The organism is Pseudomonas sp. SWRI99, from assembly GCF_014270125.1.
Lineage (GTDB): Bacteria > Pseudomonadota > Gammaproteobacteria > Pseudomonadales > Pseudomonadaceae > Aquipseudomonas > Aquipseudomonas hamedanensis.
On sequence record NZ_JABWQR010000032.1, the window covers coordinates 1 to 23,405 of the forward strand.

Here is a 23,405-nt window from a genome sequence, read left to right on the forward strand (position 1 = left end):
TCGATCCAGACGACGCCGTCGCCATCGAAAGCCAGGCGATGGGCCAGCGAATGGCTCCAGCCAAACCCGAGGCCGATATCGATCTCCACCGCGCTGGAGCGGTACAAACGGGTGAACTCGAACGGCAGCACGCCATCCAGTACCGCGTCGGTGAGGGTCAGCAGCTCCTCGCCAGTGACCATCGATACCGGGCAGCCGTTGGTACAGGTCAGCAAGGAGCAATCGGCGGCATCGCCGTTGGGGTTTTTCGCTTGGTCGGGAGAGTCGTCGTGAGGTTCGTCTTTCTTCAGCGTGGTGTTGCGCTTGGCATCCCAGCGCAATTGCATGCGGCCTTTTTTCACCCCGGCGGCGATGCCCCGCGCGGCAACGGCTTTGTAGCGGTCGACGTATTCAATAAACGTGCTGACGATGCCGAACAGCGCCTTGACCAGTCGCTTGGCCACGCTGAACAACTGCGCTGCACGGTCAGCCAGACGCAGCGTCAGATAAGCGATCCCTGCCCCCGCCCCGACAAACGTCAGAACTACGCTGATCAACACATCGATGATCAATTGCACGATCATCATCGACGCCACTTCAGCGGACTTGCCGGCAATCTCGCTGGGCGGCAGCATGTCCAGCCACAGGCTCGCCGACCGTAGCAGCAAGCACATCGCCGCCTCGTCACTGACCAGCAACTGCAGCTTTTCCATGAGATCCGGCGCGGTCTGCGCAAGCTTGATCAGGTCAGCCGCGCCGCTGCCTAGACGCCCGGCGAACTTGCCGGGGTCCTGGAGAATTTCCGACAGCAAACCGAGGCTGTCCCATACCCCTTCGATTGCTGCCCAGCTTCCCGCAAGCATGCCGTTGCTCGCCGCTGTCGCCACCGACTGCGACCACTGCGGCTTGAAACCCTGCCACTCGCTACGCAGCCAGCCGTCCAGTTCGCCGGTCAAGCCGTCGTAGGACTTGAACAGCTCCGCGACCTGATTGGAGGTGACAGCGCTGTGCACCAGAACGCGGTAGAACTTGCCCCCGTCGCCTCTGAACTGGCCCTTGCCCTGCTGATCAAGGGTGATCGGGGCGGTCTCGCCGCTTTCCACGTCAACCACATCGACGGTGATGTTGCCCAGCGGGATGTCGTAGACCGATTCGAATTTGCTCTCGATCTCCATCAGCCCGCCCTGCGGGCACTGGACGACGCTGGTGGAAAATTCGCCGTCGCTGCTGCTGACCGCCGTGCTGCGATCGCCGAAACGGATGATCCGCTCCATGCCCATCAGCGACGGCAGGTCCGCTGCGTCGCTGATCTGGTTCGCCGCTCGACTGAACCAGTGATCAAGCTGTTTGCGGTAGAGGTTGAGGGTGTCGGGAAAGCTGTCGAGTTCCTGCTCGATGCGAGCGATGACTTCCATCAACACACGCAGGCGGACAAGGTGAGCTGAAAAACGGGCTGGAGCATGAGCGGTCCCTCGCGCAAAAATTAGTCGCGGGAACTGTGCTGGGGATCAAACAGGAAAGAAGTCAGGCGAGTAGGCAAAGGACGTAGGACTAATCTGCAATCGAACCACGAGCAGAAACAGGCAGGCAAAAACGCAAACGCGGCGTGAGGAAAACCTCACGCCGCGTTTATCGGCAAAGACATAATTGGATTTACTGCGTTGAATCTCCAGCCTTCATCTGCTGTAGCTTCATCTCAGCCAACGGATGTCCGGCCTTGGCGGCCATGCTCCACCAGCGCGCCGCTTCAGCAGGGTCCGGCGTTTGGCTCGGCGTGCCGGCGAGGCTGATTACACCGACTTGATAGGCCGCTTTGCCATCCCCGGCCAACGCCGCCAGACGCAGCAAACGTACGCCTTCTTCACGCGCGCCCAGGCCAACGCCGCGAAAAGTCAGGATATGCCCATAAAAGCTTTGCGCGCTGACATCGCCGAGATTGGCCATGCGCGCAAACTGGCCTTCAAGCCAATGCCAGCCGCGCGGCTGGCGGACAAACCACGACCAATGAAACAGCCTGCGGGCCAGCCAGTAACCGACCCGCGCCTTGAGGCGTAAAAACACTCAGGCCTCCGCCGATTCCGGGTACTCGTATTCGAAAACCCGGACCACTTCCGACGCATGCCAGGACGCCGCGGCGACGCCATCAGACGGCCCGGAGAATCGCCCCAGACGCTCGACACATTCAAAAAAACCGGTACGCGGCAAGCGACTGGCACCCTGACTGATGACCAGCGAGCTGCGCAACGGCTGCTCGGCTTTGGCGTCCAGCGCGGCCAGATGCTCGAGCGCGGCCGTCAGGGTTTGCATCGCCGGTGTCGGCAACTGCAAACGTTCCAGCAGCGCTCGATACGTCAGTAGATGGCGCTGGCGGCGCGCCTGATCCAGCTCCCCCAACAATCCGTCCCAATGTTGACGACTGATGCGTACGCTCACGATTCGTCCCTCCAACCTGGCACCGTCAATTCCCAGGCCAGGCTGCGGCGAATCGCGGCGTCGGGTAGACGCTCACCACTTTCGATCATGGCCAGATAAGACGGGCTGATGCCTACCGTGCGGGCCAGCGCCTCGATGGCGATGCCCTTCCCTTCGCGCAAACTGCGTAGTTGATCCAGACCTGGAAGAATCGGGTCTGGTGAAGTCGCGAGTGGCGCTGGAGCCGGTCGCGACGGTGCTTCGTTGATCCCTGCTGCTTTCAGTAAAGCCTGATATTGAGCCCACGGCAGAACCGCGTATTCGGGTTCGCCATCGCGTGCAATTATCTGAATATCCATGACTACCCCGTAGGACAACAACACTTAGCGAGTCGGCACTTTTCCCTAGAAGTGTAATCCTAACAGCGGCCAAGGTCGCGGGGGGTATCTATCTGTAGGCAGTATTCGTCAGTCAGGGCTTTTTCGGCCCCTGCAACTGCAATTGCTCAGGAGAATCGGGCAGGCGTTCTACCACTGCCAGCTTTTCCGGATTCTGCCGGTTGCGCCAGAGGCGGAAGGCGTTGAGTTCGTTATCGAGGGTTTTCATCAGCCAGGCAAGGACGGCGATGTCATCGAGCATGCCGAACATTGGAATGAAGTCCGGGATCGCATCGACCGGGCTGAGAAAGTACATCAGGCCCGCGACGACAGAGATCAGCGATTTGGTACTGATCGCGCGGTATTCGCCGCGCCAGTAAGCCAGGCACAGCGCCTGCAGCAAGCGCAGATCATCCTTGAGCTTGCCCAGACGGTTACCTTGCGCAGCACCTTTACTGGCCACGGCAAACAAAAGCGTTGGCAGACGTCCACGGGCCAGCAGGCGACCGGCCAAGGGCAGGAATCGAGCGAAATTCCACGGAGCTTTCATCTATTCTTCCCGTTGAAATGTTATCCACACAAATTGTGGATAACCTTGTGAACAGAGCTGCATTTCAGCGCTGAGAGCCCCGTTTCATAAGGGCTGCGCTCAGATCGGGCGTTTTTTACTCACATAAAAAACCCCAATATTTCATTGACTTGGCGGCTCAGGGCGTCTAGCGCGGGCAGCCTCAAAGCTATGACTGTGTTGATCGGCGTCAGTTCGCTCTGTTTACCCTTGCCGACGGCCAGATGCAACAACGCCCCGCATAAGCGAGGCGTTGTTTTAAAGCCGTTGCGAGTTACTTGGCAGCGGCGTCTTCTTTGGCTGGATCCTTGATGGCCAGCAGTTCCAGGTCGAAAACCAGAACCGAGTTAGCCGGGATCGCCGGGCTTGGCGACTGAGCGCCGTAAGCCAGATCGCTAGGGATGTACAGTTTGTACTTCTCGCCAACGTGCATCAGTTGCAGACCTTCAACCCAACCCGGGATCACACCGCTGACCGGCAGATCGATCGGGCTGCCACGCTCGACGGAGCTGTCGAATACGGTGCCGTTGGTCAGCTTGCCGGTGTAGTGAACGGTCACTACGTCGGTCGGCTTGGGCTGTGCGCCGTCGGCCTTCTTGACCACTTCGTATTGCAGGCCGGAAGCGGTGGTAGTGATGCCAGGCTTCTTGCCGTTTTCTTCGAGGAATTTCTTGCCGGCGGCTGCCGACTCTTCGCTCATCTTGGCCATGCGCTCTTCAGCACGCTTTTGCAGCGCGGCGAAGGCTTCGACCAGTTCTTCATCTTTCAGCTTCTGTTCTTTCTTGCCGACGGCATCTTCGATGCCCTGGGCTACCGCTTTGGAGTCCAGATCATCCATGCCTTCCTGAGCAAGGCTTTTGCCCATGTTCAGGCCGATGCCGTAGGAAGCTTTTTGCGCCGGGGTTTTCAGCTCTACGCTGGTCTGCGAATCACAACCTGCGAGGACCAGGCTAACCAGGGCTACCGCCGCCGCCAACCGATGCTGTTTCATGCTATTTCCTTGTTCATGCGCCGAATGGGCAATCGAGTAAAGCCGCGAGCTTATCAGGCCGCCACGACCAATGGCTACCGGCATGAGAGCAGGAAACTTCCGATAAGTTCAGGGATTAAAACGCATTGGCCGCGCAGCATGATGAAGCTTCTGTCATCCGGGCCCGGCAATGGCCGCACGATCTTCGGAGAATGTTTAACGTAATGGCCACTTGCCCAGAAGGGCCTGCTCAGGCATAACAACGCAACAATTTGACAAGGATGTTTATCTTGCGCCTCTTATTCCGTGTGCTGACCCTGATCGTGGTGCTGCTGGGACTCGTCCTCGCGGTAGTGTTGTACTACGTCGCCAACCCGAAACTGCCCTTCTACTCCCCCGTCGAACAGGTGCATTACCTGGATCAGTGGAGCGAGCAAGAACGGCAAACCTACTATTTCACGCCCCAGGGCACACAGGTCAAGGGCCTGCGTTACGAATGGTTTCAGGCACTGGAGTTGCCATTCTCCGAGCAGCGTTTTGCCGCTCCCGAGTACCTCGCCCGCTTCGGTTTTCTGGTCGACCCACAACAAAAAGCCACGCCGAATAATCCTGGCAACCTGCCCGTTGGCTTTGCGCGCCATCAAAATCCCGGCAGTTCCGAGCACTATCTGGACATCACTTGTGCGGCCTGCCACACCGGCGAATTGCGTTTTAAAGGCCAGGCTGTGCGAATTGATGGCGGCACGGCGCAGCATGTGCTGCCTTCCAGTGTTCCGACGCTACGTGGTGGCAGTTTCGGACAAGCTCTGGTCGCAAGCCTGACAGCGACTTACTACAACCCCTGGAAATTCGAACGCTTCGCCCGTCACGTCCTCGGCGCTGAATACGACGCGCGCCATGAGCAACTGCGTCGGGACTTCAAAACCTCGCTGGATACTTTTCTCAAAGTCGCATTGAACGATACCCATCGTGGCCTCTATCCCACCGAAGAGGGCCCCGGCCGCACAGATGCGTTCGGGCGAATCGCCAACGCCACGTTCGGTGATGCCATTTCTCCGGCCAACTATCGCGTGGCCAACGCCCCGGTGGATTACCCGCAGCTATGGGACATGTGGACGTTCGACTGGGTGCAGTGGAACGGCTCCGCGCAGCAGCCCATGGCCCGTAACATCGGCGAAGCACTGGGCGTCGGCGCAACCCTGAATTTCTTCGATGCCGACGGCCAGCCACTGCGCGGCGATGAGCGCTATGCCTCCAGCGTGCGGGTGCGCGATCTGCACAAGATCGAAGAAACCCTGCAGCAATTAAAGCCGCCCTCCTGGCCTCAAGAGCTGTTCGGCGCCATCGACAAACCGCTGGCGGCGAAAGGCCGCGCACTGTTTGCCGAAAACTGCGCCGCTTGTCACGTACCGCCGCAGACGCAGGAAGGCGAACGCCGAGTGCTGCAGTTGCCAATGGTGCCCTTAGCCGCCATCGGCACCGACCCGAACGCGGCCAATAACATTGCCAGCCATCGCTTTGACCTGACCGCCCTGCAATGGGACTTGAAAGAGCTTGAGGGCATGGATGTGAAACTTCATCCGACGCCCAAGGAACCGCTCGACCTGAGCCAGTTGTCGGTCGCCAAGGGGCTGGCTTATGTCACCGCCTTCGTGGAAAACCGCGCCTATCGCGAGGCAGGTGTGACGCCTGCGGAAAAACCTCGCCTGGACGGTTTCGGTCTGCCAATCGGCGTGCGTGAAAAAGTCGCCTACAAGGCGCGACCGCTGGCCGGTGTCTGGGCCACTGCACCGTTTCTGCACAACGGTTCGGTGCCGAGCCTCTATCAGTTGCTCTCGCCTCAGGATGAACGCGCAAGCACGTTCTATAAAGGCACCTTCGAATACGATCCACGTCACTTGGGCTATCGCACCGAAGCCTTCGCCAATGGCTTTTTGTTCGACACGCGGATTAGCGGCAACCACAACAGCGGCCACGAATTTCGTGCCGGCGAGCGCGGCAACGGTGTCATCGGCAGACTGTTGCAACCCGAGGAGCGCTGGGCGCTGCTCGAATACCTGAAAGTGCTGGGTGGCCCCCTGGAGGCGCAGTTGCCATGACCATGCCGACCTTCAAAACACAACTGCCGCTAATGGCCCGCCTCTGGTTAGGGCTGGGACGCTTGCTCGGCAGGGTCGTGTTGATCGTGCTGGTCATCGGCCTGCTTGGCTGGGGCAGCGCCACGGCCTGGTGGACCTGGCAACATCGCGGTCCGGTGTCGGCGCAGGAGCAGGTTCCGGCCGGTGAAGCGGCGATGACTCAGGACGTGATTCAGACCGCCGTGCGAATTGTCGACCAACACCGCGAAGGCACGCGCTATCTGCGTGACGCACACGCCAAGGCGCATGGCTGCGTGAAGGCGCAAGTGCAGGTATTGCCGGAGCTGGCGCAGCCGCTGCGTCAGGGTGTATTCAGCGAACCTGGCAAGACCTGGCAGGCGCTGATTCGTCTGTCCAACGGCAATGCCTATCCGCAATTCGACAGCCTGCGCGACGCCCGTGGCATGGCGATCAAGCTGCTGGACGTACCGGGCAGGCAATTGCTCGACAACCGCCAGCAACAGCACGAGCAAGACTTCGTGATGTTCAGCCATCCGAACTTCTTTGTCAGCGATGTCGCCGAATACCGTCAGAACGTGGCGGCGCAGGCGGATGGCAAAAAAGTCATGGCGTTTTTTCCGGGATGGGACCCACGCACCTGGCAGGTCCGTCATTTGTTCATTGCCCTGGCCACCCTGTCACCGCCGCCTGACAGCCCGACCGCGACCACGTACTTTTCGGTATCGCCCTACAAATTCGGTGAGGCCAATGCCAAATTCCGCGTGATGCCGGATCCCGGCAGTTGCCCCGCTTACACGCTGCCCCGGCAGAATCACGACTTGCCGAACTTCTTGCGCGGCGCGCTGAAGCAACAACTGTCGGCGGATCGGGTGCCGGCGTGTTTCGTCTTGCAGATTCAGCGCCAGGATGCGCACCAGTACATGCCGATTGAAGACACCAGTATTGAATGGCGCGAAGCGGATTCGCCGTTCGAGACAGTCGCGCGGATTACCCTGCCAGCGCAGGACTTCGATACGCCAGCGCTGAATCTGGCGTGCGACAACCTGTCGTTCAATCCGTGGTTCGGGATCGAGGCGCATCGGCCGATTGGCGGGATCAATCGCCTGCGCAAGGCGGTGTATGAGGCGGTCAGCGATTACCGGCACAGCCAAAATGGCGCTTCACAGCCCCTGTAGGAGCTGTCGAGTGCAACGAGGCTGCGATCTTTCGAATATTTCAAACAAGATCAAAAGATCGCAGCGTTCCGCAGCTCCTACATGATTTTCATGAACCCCGGACAGCAAAAAGCCCGCACAAGGCGGGCTTTCTGTGGTGATCTGGCGTTCAGTTCCAGGTACCGAATATGGCGCAGCGGACGGGACTCGAACCCGCGACCCCCGGCGTGACAGGCCGGTATTCTAACCGACTGAACTACCGCTGCGCGAAACGCTTGAAACGAATGGTGGGTGATGACGGGATCGAACCGCCGACATTCTGCTTGTAAGGCAGACGCTCTCCCAGCTGAGCTAATCACCCTTCGCTTCGTTACGGGGCGCATTATGCCACAAGTTTTCGTAATGTGTTGATTTAATTGAATTTTTTTCAAATTAAATCCGAAAACAAGTGAAACGACACGTCCCGCGAGTACAACCTTGAGGCAGAAAAAAACCCGCCTTGGCGGGTTTTTCCGTGGTGACCTGGCGTTCAGTGTTCCAGATTACCGAATATGGCGCAGCGGACGGGACTCGAACCCGCGACCCCCGGCGTGACAGGCCGGTATTCTAACCGACTGAACTACCGCTGCGCGTAACACTTGAAACGAATGGTGGGTGATGACGGGATCGAACCGCCGACATTCTGCTTGTAAGGCAGACGCTCTCCCAGCTGAGCTAATCACCCTTCGCTTCGGTGTGGCGCGCATTCTACGGAGCGTCCCCACCTCTGGCAAGCACTTTTTTAAATAATTTTCCGAGGCCTTCCAAAGGCTTAGAGAAGGGTTGGCCTATGCCCCGGCGAAGACAATAATGCCCCCCTTTGTATAAAGGAGAGACTCACCCCATGTGGTTCAAGAACCTGCTTATCTATCGCCTGACCCAAGACCTGCCTGTCGATGCCGAGGCGCTGGAAACTGCACTGGCCACCAAACTGGCGCGTCCATGTGCAAGCCAGGAGTTGACCACTTACGGTTTCGTCGCGCCGTTCGGCAAGGGCGAAGATGCACCGCTGGTGCACGTCAGCGGTGATTTCCTGCTGATCAGCGCACGCAAGGAAGAACGCATTCTGCCGGGCAGCGTCGTACGTGACGCGGTCAAGGAAAAGGTCGAAGAGATCGAAGCCGAACAGATGCGCAAGGTCTATAAGAAGGAGCGCGATCAGATCAAGGATGAAATCATCCAGGCGTTCCTGCCGCGCGCGTTCATCCGTCGCTCGTCGACGTTCGCTGCAATCGCGCCGAAACAGGGCCTGATCCTCGTGAACTCGGCCAGCCCGAAACGCGCCGAAGACCTGCTCTCGACCCTGCGCGAAGTCATCGGCACCCTGCCCGTCCGCCCGCTGACGGTAAAAATGGCGCCGACCGCGGTCATGACCGAGTGGGTCACCACGCAGAAAGCCGCCGACGATTTCTATGTGCTGGACGAGTGCGAGCTGCGCGACACCCACGAAGATGGCGGCATCGTCCGTTGCAAGCGCCAGGACCTCACCAGCGATGAAATCCAGCTGCATTTGAGCACCGGCAAAGTGGTGACTCAACTGTCGCTGGCCTGGCAGGACAAACTGTCGTTCATGCTCGACGACAAGATGACCGTCAAACGCCTGAAGTTCGAAGATCTGTTGCAGGATCAGGCAGAACAGGATGGCGGCGATGAGGCACTGGGTCAGCTGGATGCCAGCTTCACCCTGATGATGCTGACGTTTGGCGACTTCCTGCCAGCGCTGGTTGAAGCGTTGGGTGGGGAAGAGATGCCGCAGGGGATCTAAAGCCTTGCGAGGTCCAAACTGTAGGAGTGAGCCTGCTCGCGATGAGGGACTGACATTCGACGAATATGTTGACTGATAGACCGCTATCGCGAGCAGGCTCACTCCTACATTTGTTTTATGGTGTTCTTTTGATAACAAGGATCAAGCCATGCGCGCACTGGCTGCACTCAGCCGTTTTGTCGGCAACACCTTCGCTTACTGGGTTCTGATATTCGCGGTCATCGCGTTCCTGCAGCCGGCGTGGTTTATCGGCCTTAAAAGCGCGATCGTGCCGCTGCTGGGTCTGGTCATGTTCGGCATGGGCCTGACCCTCAAACTTGACGACTTCGCCGCAGTCGCCCGCCATCCATGGCGTGTGGCGCTGGGCGTGGTCGCGCATTTCGTGATCATGCCCGGTGTGGCGTGGTTGCTTTGCCAGGTCTTTCACCTGCCGCCGGAAATCGCCGTCGGGGTGATTCTGGTCGGCTGCTGCCCGAGCGGCACTTCGTCGAACGTGATGACCTGGCTGGCGCGCGGCGATCTGGCGCTGTCGGTGGCTATCGCCGCCGTCACCACCCTGCTCGCGCCATTGCTGACCCCGGCGCTGATCTGGCTGCTGGCCTCGGCCTGGCTGCCGGTGTCGTTCATGGAGCTGTTCTGGTCGATCCTGCAAGTGGTGTTGCTGCCGATCGTCCTCGGCGTGGCCGCGCAGCGTTTGCTGGGTGACAAGGTCCGCCATGCGGTGGACGTATTGCCGCTGGTGTCGGTGGTCAGCATCGTGATTATCGTGACTGCCGTCGTTGCGGCGAGTCAGGTGAAAATCGCCGAATCCGGCCTGTTAATCATGGCGGTGGTGATGCTGCACAACAGCTTCGGCTATCTGCTGGGTTACTTCACCGGGCGCCTGTTCGGCTTGCCATTGGCGCAGCGCAAGTCGCTGGCGCTGGAGGTCGGCATGCAGAATTCGGGACTGGGCGCCGCGCTGGCCAGCGCACATTTCTCGCCACTGGCGGCGGTGCCGAGTGCCTTGTTCAGCGTTTGGCACAATATTTCCGGGGCGCTGCTGTCGACGTACTTCCGGCGCATGAGCGAAAAACAAGACCGCGAGGAGCTGTCGCGTCAAGCGACGGACTGAGCGCAAAACTTGATCCCCGGGTTAAGGCTGGTCAAACTATCGCGCAACGCGGGGACGACCCCGCGGCTCGATCGAGTCATTTAATCTGGGGACGACCCCGTCAATCGATGGAGGTTTGCCATGTCCTGGATCATTCTGTTTTTCGCCGGCCTGTTCGAAGTCGGCTGGGCCGTCGGCTTGAAATACACCGACGGCTTCACCCGCCCGCTGCCTACCGTTCTGACCGTTGCTGCCATGGCCATCAGCCTTGGCCTGCTCGGTCTGGCGATGAAGGAATTACCGTTGGGCACGGCTTATGCGATCTGGACAGGGGTCGGTGCCGTGGGCACGGTGATTGCCGGGATCATTCTGTTTGGCGAATCGATGGCGTTGATTCGGCTGGCCAGTGTGGCGTTGATCATTACTGGGTTGATCGGGCTTAAGGTCAGCGCCTAAGCCACCGGCCCCATCGCTGGCAAGCCAGCTCCCACAAGATTGGTGTACACCATCGAACCTGTGGGAGCTGGCTTGCCAGCGATGAGGGCCGTCCAGTCAACAACTATCTGACGGATCCGCGCAACTCCCCCACCAAGACCTGCAACTTCGCCGGCTCGGTCCCTTCGGTAATCGCCGGCCCCGCCACCAACGTCACCCGCGACCACAAGCGATGGAACAAGCCCTTGTTCGGATCGCGACTGAAGAAACTCCCCCACAGTCCTTGCAACGCCAGCGGAATCACCGGCACCGGCGTCTCTTCGAGAATCCGCGTCACACCGCTGCGGAACTCGTTGATTTCGCCATCGGCGGTCAACTTGCCTTCCGGGAAGATGCACACCAGTTCGCCGTCCTTCAGATACTGGGCAATGCGGGTGAAGGCCTTTTCGTAGATCTGAATATCTTCGTTGCGACCGGCGATGGGAATGGTCCCCGCCGTGCGAAAGATAAAGTTCAGCACCGGCAGGTTGTAGATCTTGTAGTACATCACAAAGCGAATCGGCCGACGTACGGCACCGCCAATCAGCAAGGCATCGACGAACGACACGTGGTTGCACACCAGTAGCGCCGCGCCCTCGTCAGGGATCGCTTGGAGATTGCGATGCTCGACACGGTACATCGAATGGCTGAGCAGCCAGATCATGAAGCGCATGCTGAATTCGGGAACAATCTTGAAGATGTAGGCGTTGACGCCGATGTTGAGCAGCGAGACCACGAGGAACAGTTGCGGGATAGACAGCTTGGCGAGGCTCAACAAAACGATCGAAACAATCGCCGACACCACCATAAACAGCGCGTTGAGAATGTTATTGGCGGCGATCACCCGCGCGCGCTCGTTCTCCGCCGTGCGCGACTGGATCAGTGCGTACAGCGGCACAATATAGAAGCCGCCGAAAATGCCCAGGCCGAGGATGTCGATCAACACCGCCCAGGTGTGCACGAAGCCCAGCACCTGGATCCAGCTATGCCCGGTGACGCTGTCGGGAATCCCGCCGGAATGCCACCACAGCAATAGGCCAAACACGGTCAGACCGAACGAACCGAACGGCACCAGACCGATCTCGACCTTACGCCCCGAGAGCTTTTCACACAGCATCGAACCGAGGGCGATACCGACCGAGAAAACCGTAAGAATCAGGGTGACTACGGTTTCATCACCGTGCATCCATTCCTTGGCATACGCCGGAATCTGCGTCAGGTAGATCGCCCCGACAAACCAGAACCACGAGTTGCCGACAATCGAGCGCGACACCGCCGGGGTCTGGCCCAAGCCGAGCTTCAGGGTGGCCCAGGACTGACTGAAGATATTCCAGTTCAGGCGCATGTTCGGTGAGGATGCCGCCGCGCGTGGAATGCTGCGACTGGCAAGATAGCCCAACACGGCGATGCCGACGATGGCAGCAGACACCACCGGCGCGTAGTGCTCCGACGACATCATGACCCCGGCGCCAATAGTCCCGGCAAGAATCGCCAGAAAGGTGCCCATTTCTACCAGACCGTTACCGCCGACCAGTTCGTCGTCACGCAAGGCCTGCGGCAGGATCGAATACTTCACCGGACCGAACAGCGCCGAGTGCGTGCCCATGGCAAACAGCGCCACCAGCATCAGCCAAAGATGATCGAAGAGAAAGCCGATCGATCCTACGATCATGATGGCGATTTCCGCGAGTTTGATCAGGCGGATCAGCGCGTCCTTGGCGAATTTTTCACCGAACTGACCGGCCAACGCGGAAAACAGGAAAAACGGCAGAATAAACAGCAGCGCGCAGAGGTTGACCCAGATCGAACGGTCGCCCTCGATGGTCAGCCGATAAAGAATGGCGAGGATCAACGACTGTTTAAATACGTTGTCGTTAAACGCGCCGAGGGACTGGGTAATAAAGAAAGGCAAAAAGCGCCGGGTGCGCAGCAGGGTGAACTGTGAGGGGTGACTCATCTTCCGTGTTTCCTGATGTTAGGTAGAGAGGCCTGGGTGCTTGTCATTGGAATCTCGAACCGCGGTCCAGGCCACACCTTACCTAAACTTTTCAGATTATTTCTTCAAACCTGCGATGCACGGCGAGACGAACAGCTCGCCACGCCATGCGCCTTGCACAGTGCGCTTGCCGACGATCAACCACATCACCGCCAGCAACGCCACCAGCGCCGTGCCGAACACACTGAAAAACATCAGGTTGAGCAGACTCGCCAGTTTCAGCGTCGCCAGCGAATACACGCCCAACGGGAAGGTGAAGCCCCACCAGCCAAGGTTGAAGGGGATACCGTCACGCAGATAACGCACGGTGATCAGCAGCGCCATCAGCATCCACCAAAGCCCGAAGCCCCACAGCGTGATGCCCGCCACCAGCCCCAGCCCCGCCGCGGTTTCACCGACGCCCGGCAAGCCATTGGCGGCGAAAATCGCCGGCGCCTCACCACCCAGCAGCAACATGCCCAGCGCACCGGTGCCGATCGGACCCAGCGCCAGCCAGCTCGAAGCGGCCATATTTTCATGGGGCAGTTTGTGCAGGGCCATGCGCAGCAACAGGATCGTCAGAATGCTGAACGCCACCGGCAGGGAAAAAGCCCAAAGCACGTAACTGGTGGTCAGCACCACCAGTTGCGCATGGGCATCGCTCAGATGCGGCGCCAGCAAGCCACCGCTGGCGGCCGCCACTTCCGCCGCGACCACAGGCAACAGCCAGACCGCAGTCATCTGGTCGATGCTGTGCTCCTGGCGGGTAAACATCATGTACGGAATCAACACGCCGCACGCCAGCGACATCGCCACATCCAGCCACCACAACACCTCGGCCAGATCGATCACCGCCTCGCCCCAACGTGGCAGGCCGAACAACAGAAAGCCGTTGATGATGGTCGCCAGCCCCATGGGAATGGTGCCGAAGAACATCGACACAGTGGAATGACCGAAAATCCGCCGCGCTTCGTCGAAGAACAAGATCCAGCGGGCCGCGTAGGCTGCGGTAAACAGGGTAAACAGCAGAATGTTGAACAACCACAGGCCTTCCGCGATGCCGTGCAGGCCGGCAATCGTCAGGGGCAGTTGCGCCAGCGCCAATGCCAACACACCGGTGCCCATGGTCGCGGCGAACCAGTTGGGGGTGAATTGGCGGATTACCTCGAGCGGGTGCTGAAGCTGGCTGAACGGCTTGAGACCGGGTTTGGTGTTGCTGGGATAACTCATCGTGGACTCCTCTCCTCGTGTGAGGTTGAGTCCATGGTAGAACCGAATCGAATATCTATATAACGGGTAATATCTCTAACTGTTATCTGTTTTACCAATAAGAACTCAGACGCTGCCTGCGCTTTCAATGACCAGAATCCGCGCCGCGCCCTGAGGATGGGCGACATGCTCGGTGCCCACCGAGGCGTAGAAAATGTCGCCTACCTCCAGCAGCACGTGCTTTTCTTCACCCTCTTCGCGATAGCGCATTTGCACTTGGCCATCGAGCACCACGAAGACTTCCTCGCCGTCGTTGACGTGCCATTTGTAGGGCTGATCCGTCCAGTGCAAGCGCGTGGTGATGCCGTTCATGCTGGCAATGTCCAGCGCGCCCCAGGCGCGTTCGGCGGTAAAGGTTTTGCTGCGGATAATCTTCATGTGCCGATCCCGGAAAGAAGTCAGCCAAGGCTAACCCAAACGGCTGCGCTTAAGGAGCGCTGCACACCTTGACAGCAGGTGCGCGCAAACTGAGCACCGCTGCCCCGAGCGCCAAAACAATCAGTACCGCCCCATAGCCATCAGTGGTTGCCAGCAAGCCATAGCTGCGGGTCAGGTGCCCGGCGAGCAAGGCTGGCAAACAGAACGCCAGATAACTCAGTACGTAATAAGCTGACATCATCCCGGCTCGCTCATGGGGCAAGGCCAGCGGCACCAGGCTGCGCACCGCGCCAAGAAAGCCCGAGCCGAAACCGCAACCGGCGACCAGTGTGCCGAGAAAAAACAGCGACAGGCTGGCGCTGTGCACGCCGAACAGAATCAACCCCAGACCGAGCGGCAGCAGCAGTGTCCCCAGACGCAACGCTTGAGTCGCCGGACGATTGCGCATCGTGAAGATCATCAACGCCCCGGTCACGGTCAATGCCGCGACAGTCGCACCGCCGATCAGATTGGAGGTGGACCCCGTGGCGGTGCGCACCAGTGAAGGTGCCAGCGATGCGTAAAAACCACCGAGCGCCCAGGTTGCGGTGTTAAGCGGCAGGATTCGCCACAAGGTCGAACGTGCCTGCACCGGCACATGCAAGGTTGGCCGCAACGATGCCCATGCCCCGCCCTGCCGGGTAACGTGCTCCGGCAAGCGCCAGACATAGGCGCCCTGCACCGCAAACAGTATGAGCAGCAGCCAATAGGTCAATTGCAGCGGCGCCGGCGCGTACTCCGCCAGCAAACCACAGCCCATGCCGCCGATTGCCATTCCCAGTAGCGGCGCGACACTGTTGATCAACGGCCCATGCTGGCGATCGGTGTCGAGCAGCGTCGCGCTCAGCACCGCAGTCGCCATGCCGGTGGCAAAACCTTGCAGCACGCGGGCGCCGATCAACCAGGCCACGCTGTCGGCATAGATGAACAACAACATGGCCAACCCATTGAGCAACACCGCGGTGAAAATCACCGGCCTGCGCCCCAGGTGATCAGACAGCGAGCCGACGGTCAGCAATGCAGCCAGCAGACTGAAAGCGTAGACCGCGAAAATCAGTGTCAGCACCGCTGGCGAAAAATGCAGTTGATCCTGATACAGGTGGTACAACGGCGTCGGCGCGGTGGAAGCGGCGAGAAAACTCAGTAAGGTAATCGCCAGAAACCACAGACTGGCACGGTGGGAAGCGACATTATTCAAGGGGCTGGTCATGGGTACACTCCGCAAAAGCTAATCTTTTGCTTTTGCGGAGTGTGCTACCGCCCCGCGCTTAAAGCAAATTCTTTGTGTTAAGGTCTGCCCCATGGCTATTAAAGAAGGTTTACGCCCCGGTGGCCGCAGTGCCCGGGTGCAAGGTGCGATTCATTCGGCAGTCCGCGCGCTGCTGCAGGAACAGGAGCGCTCGACGGTGACCGTCCCGCAAATCGCTGCGCGTGCTGGCGTCACACCGTCGACGATTTATCGACGCTGGGGTGACCTGGCAGCGTTGCTGGCTGACGTCGCCCTGGCGCGCATGCGCCCCGACAGCGAGCCTGCAGAAACCGGCAGTTTGCGCAGCGATATTCGCGCCTGGGCCGAGCAATACCTCGACGAAATGAGTTCCGAGCCTGGGCGCAACATGATGCGCGATGTGCAGGCGAGCGCTACGCCGGGGTACTGCGTGGCGATTATTGGCGCGCAGTTGCAGACCATCCTTGATCGCCACCCGCACGAGGCCGCGCCGAGTGTCGATCGGTTGATCAATCTGGTGGTTGCGCCGGTGGTGTTCCGGATTCTGTTTTCGGCGGCGGCGCTGGAGGTGGATGAGTTGCATCGGCTGATCGATATTGCGCTGCGTCTGGACTGACGCTATCGCGAGCAGGCTCACTCCTACCTTGAAATGCGTCCCCCTTGTAGGAGTGAGCCTGCTCGCGAAGAGGCCCGACCGGCCACCGCAAAAACCACCCGCCTTTACTCCCTGCGACACCCCGCCACGCCACGACCTTGGTCGACACTGACTAACCGCCGCGCTCATGCGAGACTGTCCGCCCGGGCAGGAGTGCCGGGGGAGTCTTTTGTCGGGAGTGCTGCATGTCGTTGTCCACCGGGCTGATCGCCGTCGTCGCCCTGGCCTATATGGCCATCATGTTCGCCATCGCCTTCTACGGCGACCGCCGCAGCACGCCGTTGCCGCCGCGCGTGCGCGCGTGGGTATATAGCCTGTCGCTGGCGGTCTACTGCACCAGCTGGACGTTTTTCGGCGCGGTGGGCCAGGCGGCTGAGCAGTTGTGGTCGTTCCTGCCGATCTACCTCGGGCCGATCCTGCTGCTGGTGGGTGCGCCATGGGTGCTGCAAAAAATGGTGATGATCAGCAAACAAGAGAACATCACCTCCATCGCCGACTTCATTGCCGCGCGCTACGGCAAATCGCAATCGCTGGCGGTGGTCGTCGCGCTGATCTGTCTGGTCGGCGTCCTGCCCTACATTGCCCTGCAACTCAAAGGCATCGTCCTGGGTGTAAATCTGTTGATTGGCGCCGGAGCCGACGCCATGGGCACCCGCGCCCAGGACACCGCGCTGATCGTGTCGCTGGTGCTGGCGCTGTTCACGATCGTCTTCGGCACCCGCAACCTCGACGCCACCGAGCACCACCGCGGCATGGTGCTGGCGATTGCCTTCGAGTCGCTGGTCAAGCTGTTCGCTTTTCTCGCCGTCGGCGCTTTCGTGACGTATGGCCTCTATGACGGTTTCGATGACCTGTTCAATCAGGCCATGCTCGCACCGCGCCTGGAGGAGTACTGGAAAGAAACCATCAACTGGCCGTCGATGGTGGTGCAGACCGGCGTGGCGATGATGGCGATCATCTGTCTGCCGCGGCAGTTCCATGTCACGGTGGTCGAGAACATCGACCCACAGGATCTGCGCCTGGCCAAATGGGTGTTTCCGGCTTACCTCGCCCTGGCGGCGTTGTTTGTCGTACCGATCGCCCTCGCCGGTCAGATGATGCTGCCCGATGATGTGCTGCCCGATTCGTTCGTGATCAGCCTGCCGCTGGCGCAGGCGCATCCGGCGCTGGCGATGCTCGCCTTCATCGGCGGGGCTTCGGCGGCGACCGGCATGGTGATCGTCGCCAGCGTGGCACTGTCGACCATGGTCTCCAACGACATGCTGTTGCCGTGGTTGCTGCGCCGCAACAACGCCGAGCGGCCGTTCGAGGTGTTCCGTCAGTGGATGCTGTCGGTGCGCCGCGTGAGCATTGTGGTCATTTTGCTGCTGGCCTACGTCAGTTACCGCTTGCTGGGATCGACCGCGAGCCTGGCAACCATCGGCCAGATTGCCTTTGCCGCCGTGACCCAACTGGCACCGGCCATGCTCGGCGCGCTGTACTGGAAACAGGCCAATCGCCGGGGCGTGTTTGCCGGTCTCGCGGCGGGGACGTTCCTGTGGTTCTACACGCTGATTCTGCCGATCGCCGCGCACAGCCTCGGCTGGTCGCTTAACAGTTTTCCGGGGCTGGCGTGGCTGCACAGCAACCCGCTGAACCTGCCGATCACGCCGCTGACCCAAGGCGTGGTGCTGTCGCTGGCGGGCAACTTCACGCTGTTTGCCTGGGTCTCGGTGCTGTCGCGCACGCGGGTTTCGGAGCACTGGCAGGCCGGGCGTTTTATCGGTCAGGAAATCAGCGCCCGTCCCAGCGCCCGCTCGATGCTGGCCGTGCAGATCGATGACTTGCTGCAACTGGCGGCACGCTTCGTGGGTGAAGAACGGGCGCGACAGAGCTTCATCCGTTTCGCCTACCGCCAGGGCAAAGGCTTCAACCCGAACCAGAACGCTGACGATGAATGGATTGCCCATACCGAACGTCTGCTCGCCGGTGTGCTTGGCGCCTCTTCGACACGCGCTGTCGTAAAAGCCGCCATCGAAGGCCGGGAAATGCAACTGGAGGACGTCGTGCGCATCGCCGACGAAGCCTCGGAAGTGTTGCAGTTCAACCGCGCGCTGCTGCAAGGCGCCATCGAGAACATCACTCAGGGCATCAGCGTGGTCGATCAATCGCTGAAGCTGGTGGCCTGGAACCGCCGTTATCTGGAATTGTTCAATTACCCCGATGGCTTGATCAGCGTCGGGCGACCGATTGCTGACATCATTCGCTACAACGCCGAGCGCGGTTTATGCGGCCCCGGCGAAGCCGAGGTCCACGTCGCGCGGCGTCTGCACTGGATGCGCCAGGGCCGGGCGCACACCTCCGAGCGCCTGTTCCCCAATGGCCGGGTGATCGAGCTGATCGGCAACCCGATGCCCGGCGGCGGCTTCGTCATGAGTTTCACCGACATTACCGCGTTCCGCGAAGCCGAACAGGCGCTGACCGAGGCCAACGAAGGGCTGGAACAGCGGGTCAGCGAACGCACCCAGGAACTGTCGCAGCTCAACGTCGCGCTGACCGAAGCCAAAGGCACGGCCGAATCCGCCAACCAGTCGAAGACCCGCTTCCTTGCCGCCGTCAGCCACGATCTGATGCAGCCATTGAACGCTGCGCGCCTGTTCTCGGCCGCCCTTTCCCATCAGGCTGAAGGCCTGAGCAGCGAGGCGCAGAAACTGGTGCAGCACCTCGACAGCTCACTGCGTTCAGCCGAGGACCTGATCAGCGATCTGCTGGACATCTCGCGCCTGGAGAACGGCAAGATCAATCCTGATCGCAAACCGTTTGCCGTAAACGAGTTGTTCGACATTCTCGGCGCCGAGTTCAAGGCACTGGCGCAAGAACAACGCCTGACATTCCGCGTGCGTGGCACGCACTTGCGCGTCGACAGCGACATCAAACTGCTGCGGCGGATTTTGCAGAACTTCCTCACCAACGCTTTCCGCTATGCCAAAGGCCCGGTTTTGCTCGGTGTACGTCGAAACGGTTCAGCGTTAAGCCTTGAGGTGTGGGATCGCGGGCCGGGTATTCCAGAAGACAAGCAGCAGGTGATTTTCGAGGAATTCAAACGCCTCGACAGCCATCAGACCCGCGCGGAAAAAGGCCTCGGATTAGGCCTGGCGATCGCCGATGGCCTGTGCCGCGTGCTCGGTCATACCTTGCGCGTGCGCTCGTGGCCGGGACGCGGCAGCGTATTCAGTGTGACGGTGCCGCTGGCTCGTACCCAAACGCCAGCCGCCAGCGCGGTGGTGGAGTTGAATGGCACGTTATTGAGCGGCGCGCAGGTGCTGTGCGTCGACAATGAAGACAGCATTCTGATCGGCATGCACAGCCTGTTGAGCCGCTGGGGCTGCCAGGTCTGGACCGCGCGCAACCGTGAAGAATGTGCGGCGCTGTTGAATGAGGGGATGCGGCCACAACTGGCGCTGGTCGACTACCACCTGGACCACGGCGACACCGGCACCGAGCTGATGGCCTGGCTGCGCACTACCTTGGGCGAGCCGGTGCCGGGCGTAGTGATCAGCGCCGATGGACGCCCGGAGACGGTGGCGCAGGTGCATGCGGCGGGACTGGATTATCTGGCGAAACCGGTGAAGCCGGCGGCGTTGCGGGCATTGCTCAGTCGGTATTTGCCACTTTAAAAGCAAAAGATCGCAGCCTTCGGCAGCTCCTACCTTGGGATTGGCGTATACCCTGTAGGAGCTGCCGAAGGCTGCGATCTTTTGATCTTTATTCCGGAAGCTCAACCAACCCATCGACATCAGTCATCGCCCGCTCCAGCAGCTCCGCCGGCAAGCTCTTGCTCGCCCGCGCTCCGAGCAATTTGAGTTGTTCGCTGCGGCTGACCAGGTTGCCGCGTCCTTCGGTCAGCTTGTTGCGCGCTGAGCTGTAAGCCTTGTCCAGTTGTTGCAGGCGATTGCCGACCTCGTCGAGATCCTGAATGAACAGCACGAACTTGTCGTACAGCCAGCCGGCACGCTCGGCGATTTCCCGTGCGTTCTGGCTTTGCCGCTCTTGCTTCCACAGGCTGTCGATCACGCGCAATGTCGCCAGCAACGTCGTTGGGCTGACAATCACGATGTTACGGTCGAAGGCTTCCTGAAACAGCGTCGGTTCGGCCTGCAAGGCTGCGGAAAACGCCGCCTCGATCGGCACGAACAGCAAAACGAAATCGAGGCTGTGCAGACCGTCGAGCCGTTTGTAATCCTTGCCGGCCAAGCCTTTGACGTGGTTGCGCAAGGACAGCACGTGCTGCTTGATCGCGATCTGTCCAAGGCTGTCATCGTCCGCTGCGACGTATTGCTGATAGGCCGTCAGACTGACTTTGGAATCGACCACCACCTGCTTGTCACCGGGCAGATAAATAATCACGTCAGGCTGGAAGCGCTCGCCGTCCGGCCCCTTGAGATTGACCTGGGTCTGATATTCGCGCCCCTTTTCCAGGCCAGCGTGTTCAAGCACTCGCTCCAGAATCAGCTCGCCCCAGTTGCCTTGGGTCTTCTGCCCCTTGAGTGCGCGAGTCAGGTTGGTCGCCTCATCGCTCAGGCGCAGGTTGAGCGCCTGCAAACGCTCCAGCTCCTTGGCCAGGGAGAAGCGTTCGCGGGCTTCGGCCTGATAACTTTCTTCCACGCGTTTTTCGAAGGACTGAATGCGCTCTTTCAACGGATCAAGCAGTTGGCCGAGACGCTGTTGGCTGGTCTCGGCAAAGCGCTGTTCGCGTTCATCGAAGATCTTCCCGGCCAACTCGGCGAACTGCGCACGCAATTCGTCACGCGAGCCTTGCAGGTCACTGAGGCGCTGCTGATGGCTTTCCTGCTGCTCACGCAGCTCGGCGCTCAACGAGGCGGCCTGCGCATCAAGACGCCGCAGCTCGGCTTCCTTGTTGGCACGCTCAAGGTTCCAGGCATGGGACGCATCGCGAGCGTCATCGCGCTCGATTTGCAGTAACTCGACTTCACGACGCAGGGCCGCCAGGTCAGCCTGTTTGAGGGTATTGGCCTGGCTGAGGTCAGCGATCTCGTCACGACTGGCTTCCAACTGAGCGTTGAGGCCATCCTGAGCCAGCTGCGCCATGGCCAGCCGCTCTTCAAGCACAGCGATGTCGGCCTGGCCATCCCGCGCGCGGCGCTGCAACTGCCAGGCCAGCACCAACAGCGGCAACCCTGCGCCTGCAAGCCCCAGCAACACGCTGGTCAAGTCCATAGCCATAGCGACTCCTGCCGATCCGATAAAGCTTGAAGGTTAACCAAGGTGTCAGAGCTTGGACAGCTCAGTCTTCAATCAGGCCCAGTTCCTGTTGCGCACGCACGTCGCCGGCGCGGGCGGCCTGGCGCAACAGGTCCTGGCCGATGCGCCGGTCGCGGGCATTGCCGCACTCGCGACACATCAACTGGCCCAGACGGCTCTGCGCAACGACGACGCCCTCACGCGCAGGCTGCTTAAGCAAACGCCCGGCAAGGTGTTTGGCATTACGGCTATCGCCCAGACGCGGGCTGTCGAGCAACCATTCGGCCACACGCACGGAAAAACGCTTGGGGGAGGTAACACGAGGAGGTTCTGAGGTAACAGAGTCTGATACTGAGCGAAACTTCATAAAGCACTTGGGGCAGATCGGAAGGCGCGCCACTCTACTCTCTTTTTCTTACAGGTAAAGTCGAAACATCAGTCGGCACGCCCGTGCTAGAGCAAGCGCTCGGGACAATCCACAGAAGCTGTGGATAACTCAGTGGACAACCGCCTTGCAACCCTCGCAAAGCCTTATGGAATGGGCCTCGCAGTCAAACTGACGATTTTTTCACCAACAAAAAAAAGCGATGTTTTTCATTGACTTAAACTTTTGATACAGGCAGCCGTCAGGGTCAGGATTGATATGACAGTGCGGTGACAGTCCGCGCCACTGATGTGCACAAGTACCTGCTGCCCGGTTATATCGGTGCGCTTTTTCGGGCCAGTCTGGCAGCCTACCGGGGATAAACCGGCCTGATCACCTTGAGAGCAAGCACGTTGCGCCGACAAACGGCGAAGAAAACTGACCCGACATAAGCGATCCGGCCTGCCGGCAAGCTGTCCCAACCGGCGCACGGGAAGTTTTTTTGCGAGGCATTTGCTTTGCATCATTCGATCCGTTACTATCCGCGGCGTTAGTACCAAGCTGAAAGTCAATTCCGGTCGAACACATCCCCACGGTAAACCTTCGTTATCGAAGCCTCTGCCGAAAAGAGCGGGAACGACCCCTCGATGGTTTCCAGGTAAATCTTGCGACGACACAGCCTTTGATCGAATGCAAAGGGTGTTGCGAAGACCGTTTACTCTGACCGAACCAACCTGCAAATTGATCAGGATCTTCACCCCGGGCCCAGAACCTTTGCCCTTGTTGTGATGCCTGTCCTCCTAAGTACCTACCTGCCAGCCCAAGCGCGCCCACTTATCAGCGCTTCAAACTGGCTGCTTTGTTCCAGTCGGGTTCTTCGTTCGATCAATGGTGATCGACGTTACTGGAACGTTTTAACGTTGCACGGTTCTTATCCGTGTCATTTGTAGGAACACCTAATAACTATGTCTACTCAAATCCACACTCAGGATGCCATTCGCACCCTAACCAACGCTTTTGCCCCGATGAACTGCCTGATCATGGCCGCTCGCAAAGGCTGCTTCAGCTTCACCGTGGTCAATGAACACGGGATCGCTCGTCACAGCGAGCGCTTGTACCCCGATCAATACTCCAGCGCCGAACCGCTGCAGGCAGTGATCGACCGTACGCGCCAGGCACTGGTTGCCTGATAGCCGAACGCGCTGCAAAAGCCAAAGCCCCGCACACAATGCGGGGCTTTTTATTGCCTGATGTTTCGCTTTTACCGCTTCGCCGTTAAGCATCATTGGATATAACGGTTAAAACTGGAAGCCGGAAATATTTTAA

The 23,405-nt window shown here is 59.7% G+C and carries 20 protein-coding genes and 4 tRNA genes; 8 read left to right on the plus strand and 16 right to left on the minus strand.

The features are described from left to right. From HU743_RS22530 to HU743_RS22555, 6 genes are all read right to left on the minus strand, one after another. On the minus strand, nucleotides 1-1,394 hold a 1,394-nt coding region (locus HU743_RS22530), incomplete at its 3' end, for a DUF6531 domain-containing protein (protein ID WP_238351781.1). A 238-nt stretch (nucleotides 1,395-1,632) separates the two neighbouring features. Then, nucleotides 1,633-2,040: an SEL1-like repeat protein gene (locus tag HU743_RS22535; protein ID WP_186651321.1), complete on the minus strand. Its 408-nt coding sequence runs from the start codon at nucleotides 2,038-2,040 to the stop codon at nucleotides 1,633-1,635. Beyond that, the gene (locus HU743_RS22540) at nucleotides 2,041-2,412 is read right to left on the minus strand and encodes a hypothetical protein (RefSeq protein WP_003223109.1); all 372 of its coding nucleotides are present in this window, start codon (nucleotides 2,410-2,412) and stop codon (nucleotides 2,041-2,043) included. Beyond that, entirely contained in the window at nucleotides 2,409-2,750 is a 342-nt protein-coding gene (locus HU743_RS22545) for a helix-turn-helix transcriptional regulator (protein WP_186550998.1), read from the minus strand. The genes HU743_RS22540 and HU743_RS22545 overlap by 4 nt, the downstream gene beginning before the upstream one ends. Before the next feature lie 112 nt (nucleotides 2,751-2,862). Then, complete coding sequence (locus tag HU743_RS22550; protein ID WP_186550999.1) at nucleotides 2,863-3,318, minus strand: YkvA family protein; 456 nt, start codon at nucleotides 3,316-3,318, stop codon at nucleotides 2,863-2,865. Between the two features lie 292 nt (nucleotides 3,319-3,610). After that, on the minus strand, nucleotides 3,611-4,327 hold the full coding sequence (locus HU743_RS22555; RefSeq protein ID WP_186551000.1) for an FKBP-type peptidyl-prolyl cis-trans isomerase: 717 nt from the start codon (nucleotides 4,325-4,327) through the stop codon (nucleotides 3,611-3,613). Nucleotides 4,328-4,596: 269 nt separating this feature from the next. On the opposite strand from HU743_RS22555, the gene HU743_RS22560 reads away from it, so the two are divergent. After that, nucleotides 4,597-6,405 carry a di-heme-cytochrome C peroxidase gene (locus HU743_RS22560; protein WP_186651323.1) on the plus strand — a complete coding sequence of 603 codons (1,809 nt, stop codon included), beginning with the start codon at nucleotides 4,597-4,599 and terminating at the stop codon, nucleotides 6,403-6,405. Beyond that, nucleotides 6,402-7,580: a catalase family protein gene (locus HU743_RS22565; protein ID WP_186651325.1), complete on the plus strand. Its 1,179-nt coding sequence runs from the start codon at nucleotides 6,402-6,404 to the stop codon at nucleotides 7,578-7,580. The genes HU743_RS22560 and HU743_RS22565 overlap by 4 nt, the downstream gene beginning before the upstream one ends. A 168-nt stretch (nucleotides 7,581-7,748) precedes the next feature. Here HU743_RS22565 and HU743_RS22570 read toward each other — a convergent pair. The 4 genes from HU743_RS22570 to HU743_RS22585 all read right to left on the minus strand — a co-directional run bounded on the left by HU743_RS22570 (nucleotide 7,749) and on the right by HU743_RS22585 (nucleotide 8,283). Beyond that, a tRNA-Asp gene (locus HU743_RS22570) sits at nucleotides 7,749-7,825 on the minus strand. A gap of 19 nt (nucleotides 7,826-7,844) precedes the next feature. Further along, a tRNA-Val gene (locus HU743_RS22575) sits at nucleotides 7,845-7,920 on the minus strand. A 191-nt stretch (nucleotides 7,921-8,111) separates the two neighbouring features. After that, a tRNA-Asp gene (locus HU743_RS22580) sits at nucleotides 8,112-8,188 on the minus strand. A 19-nt stretch (nucleotides 8,189-8,207) separates the two neighbouring features. Continuing rightward, nucleotides 8,208-8,283: transfer RNA gene (locus HU743_RS22585), tRNA-Val, on the minus strand. Nucleotides 8,284-8,442: 159 nt separating this feature from the next. On the opposite strand from HU743_RS22585, the gene rdgC reads away from it, so the two are divergent. The 3 genes from rdgC to sugE all read left to right on the plus strand — a co-directional run bounded on the left by rdgC (nucleotide 8,443) and on the right by sugE (nucleotide 10,912). After that, entirely contained in the window at nucleotides 8,443-9,363 is a 921-nt protein-coding gene (gene rdgC / locus HU743_RS22590; protein ID WP_186551003.1) for a recombination-associated protein RdgC, read from the plus strand. Between the two features lie 148 nt (nucleotides 9,364-9,511). Beyond that, nucleotides 9,512-10,477: a bile acid:sodium symporter family protein gene (locus HU743_RS22595; protein WP_186651327.1), complete on the plus strand. Its 966-nt coding sequence runs from the start codon at nucleotides 9,512-9,514 to the stop codon at nucleotides 10,475-10,477. 120 nt (nucleotides 10,478-10,597) lie between these two features. Further along, entirely contained in the window at nucleotides 10,598-10,912 is a 315-nt protein-coding gene (gene sugE / locus HU743_RS22600; RefSeq protein WP_003223093.1) for a quaternary ammonium compound efflux SMR transporter SugE, read from the plus strand. 103 nt (nucleotides 10,913-11,015) lie between these two features. On the opposite strand, the gene HU743_RS22605 is transcribed toward sugE, so the two are convergent. From HU743_RS22605 to HU743_RS22620, 4 genes are all read right to left on the minus strand, one after another. Continuing rightward, on the minus strand, nucleotides 11,016-12,887 hold the full coding sequence (locus HU743_RS22605) for an MFS transporter (RefSeq protein WP_186651329.1): 1,872 nt from the start codon (nucleotides 12,885-12,887) through the stop codon (nucleotides 11,016-11,018). A 96-nt stretch (nucleotides 12,888-12,983) separates the two neighbouring features. Then, nucleotides 12,984-14,135, minus strand: a complete 1,152-nt coding sequence (locus tag HU743_RS22610; protein WP_186651331.1) for a TDT family transporter — start codon at nucleotides 14,133-14,135, stop codon at nucleotides 12,984-12,986. A 105-nt stretch (nucleotides 14,136-14,240) separates the two neighbouring features. After that, entirely contained in the window at nucleotides 14,241-14,552 is a 312-nt protein-coding gene (locus HU743_RS22615; protein WP_186551007.1) for a cupin domain-containing protein, read from the minus strand. Nucleotides 14,553-14,601: 49 nt separating this feature from the next. Beyond that, on the minus strand, nucleotides 14,602-15,789 hold the full coding sequence (locus HU743_RS22620) for an MFS transporter (RefSeq protein WP_186623770.1): 1,188 nt from the start codon (nucleotides 15,787-15,789) through the stop codon (nucleotides 14,602-14,604). Nucleotides 15,790-15,892: 103 nt separating this feature from the next. Here HU743_RS22620 and HU743_RS22625 point away from each other — a divergent pair, with 103 nt between their 5' ends. Then, nucleotides 15,893-16,435, plus strand: a complete 543-nt coding sequence (locus HU743_RS22625; RefSeq protein WP_186651333.1) for a TetR/AcrR family transcriptional regulator — start codon at nucleotides 15,893-15,895, stop codon at nucleotides 16,433-16,435. Nucleotides 16,436-16,659: 224 nt separating this feature from the next. Further along, a complete protein-coding gene (locus HU743_RS22630; RefSeq protein ID WP_186651335.1) occupies nucleotides 16,660-20,130 on the plus strand; it encodes a PAS domain-containing hybrid sensor histidine kinase/response regulator in 3,471 nt (1,156 codons plus the stop codon). 88 nt (nucleotides 20,131-20,218) lie between these two features. On the opposite strand, the gene rmuC is transcribed toward HU743_RS22630, so the two are convergent. Together rmuC and HU743_RS22640 are read right to left on the minus strand one after the other, a co-directional pair. After that, nucleotides 20,219-21,583, minus strand: coding sequence for a DNA recombination protein RmuC (gene rmuC, locus HU743_RS22635; RefSeq protein WP_186651379.1), 1,365 nt, complete (start codon nucleotides 21,581-21,583; stop codon nucleotides 20,219-20,221). A 175-nt stretch (nucleotides 21,584-21,758) separates the two neighbouring features. Continuing rightward, the gene (locus HU743_RS22640; protein WP_186551010.1) at nucleotides 21,759-22,082 is read right to left on the minus strand and encodes a sel1 repeat family protein; all 324 of its coding nucleotides are present in this window, start codon (nucleotides 22,080-22,082) and stop codon (nucleotides 21,759-21,761) included. A 962-nt stretch (nucleotides 22,083-23,044) separates the two neighbouring features. On the opposite strand from HU743_RS22640, the gene HU743_RS22645 reads away from it, so the two are divergent. After that, nucleotides 23,045-23,269, plus strand: coding sequence for a hypothetical protein (locus HU743_RS22645; RefSeq protein ID WP_064586664.1), 225 nt, complete (start codon nucleotides 23,045-23,047; stop codon nucleotides 23,267-23,269). Nucleotides 23,270-23,405: the final 136 nt, after the last annotated feature.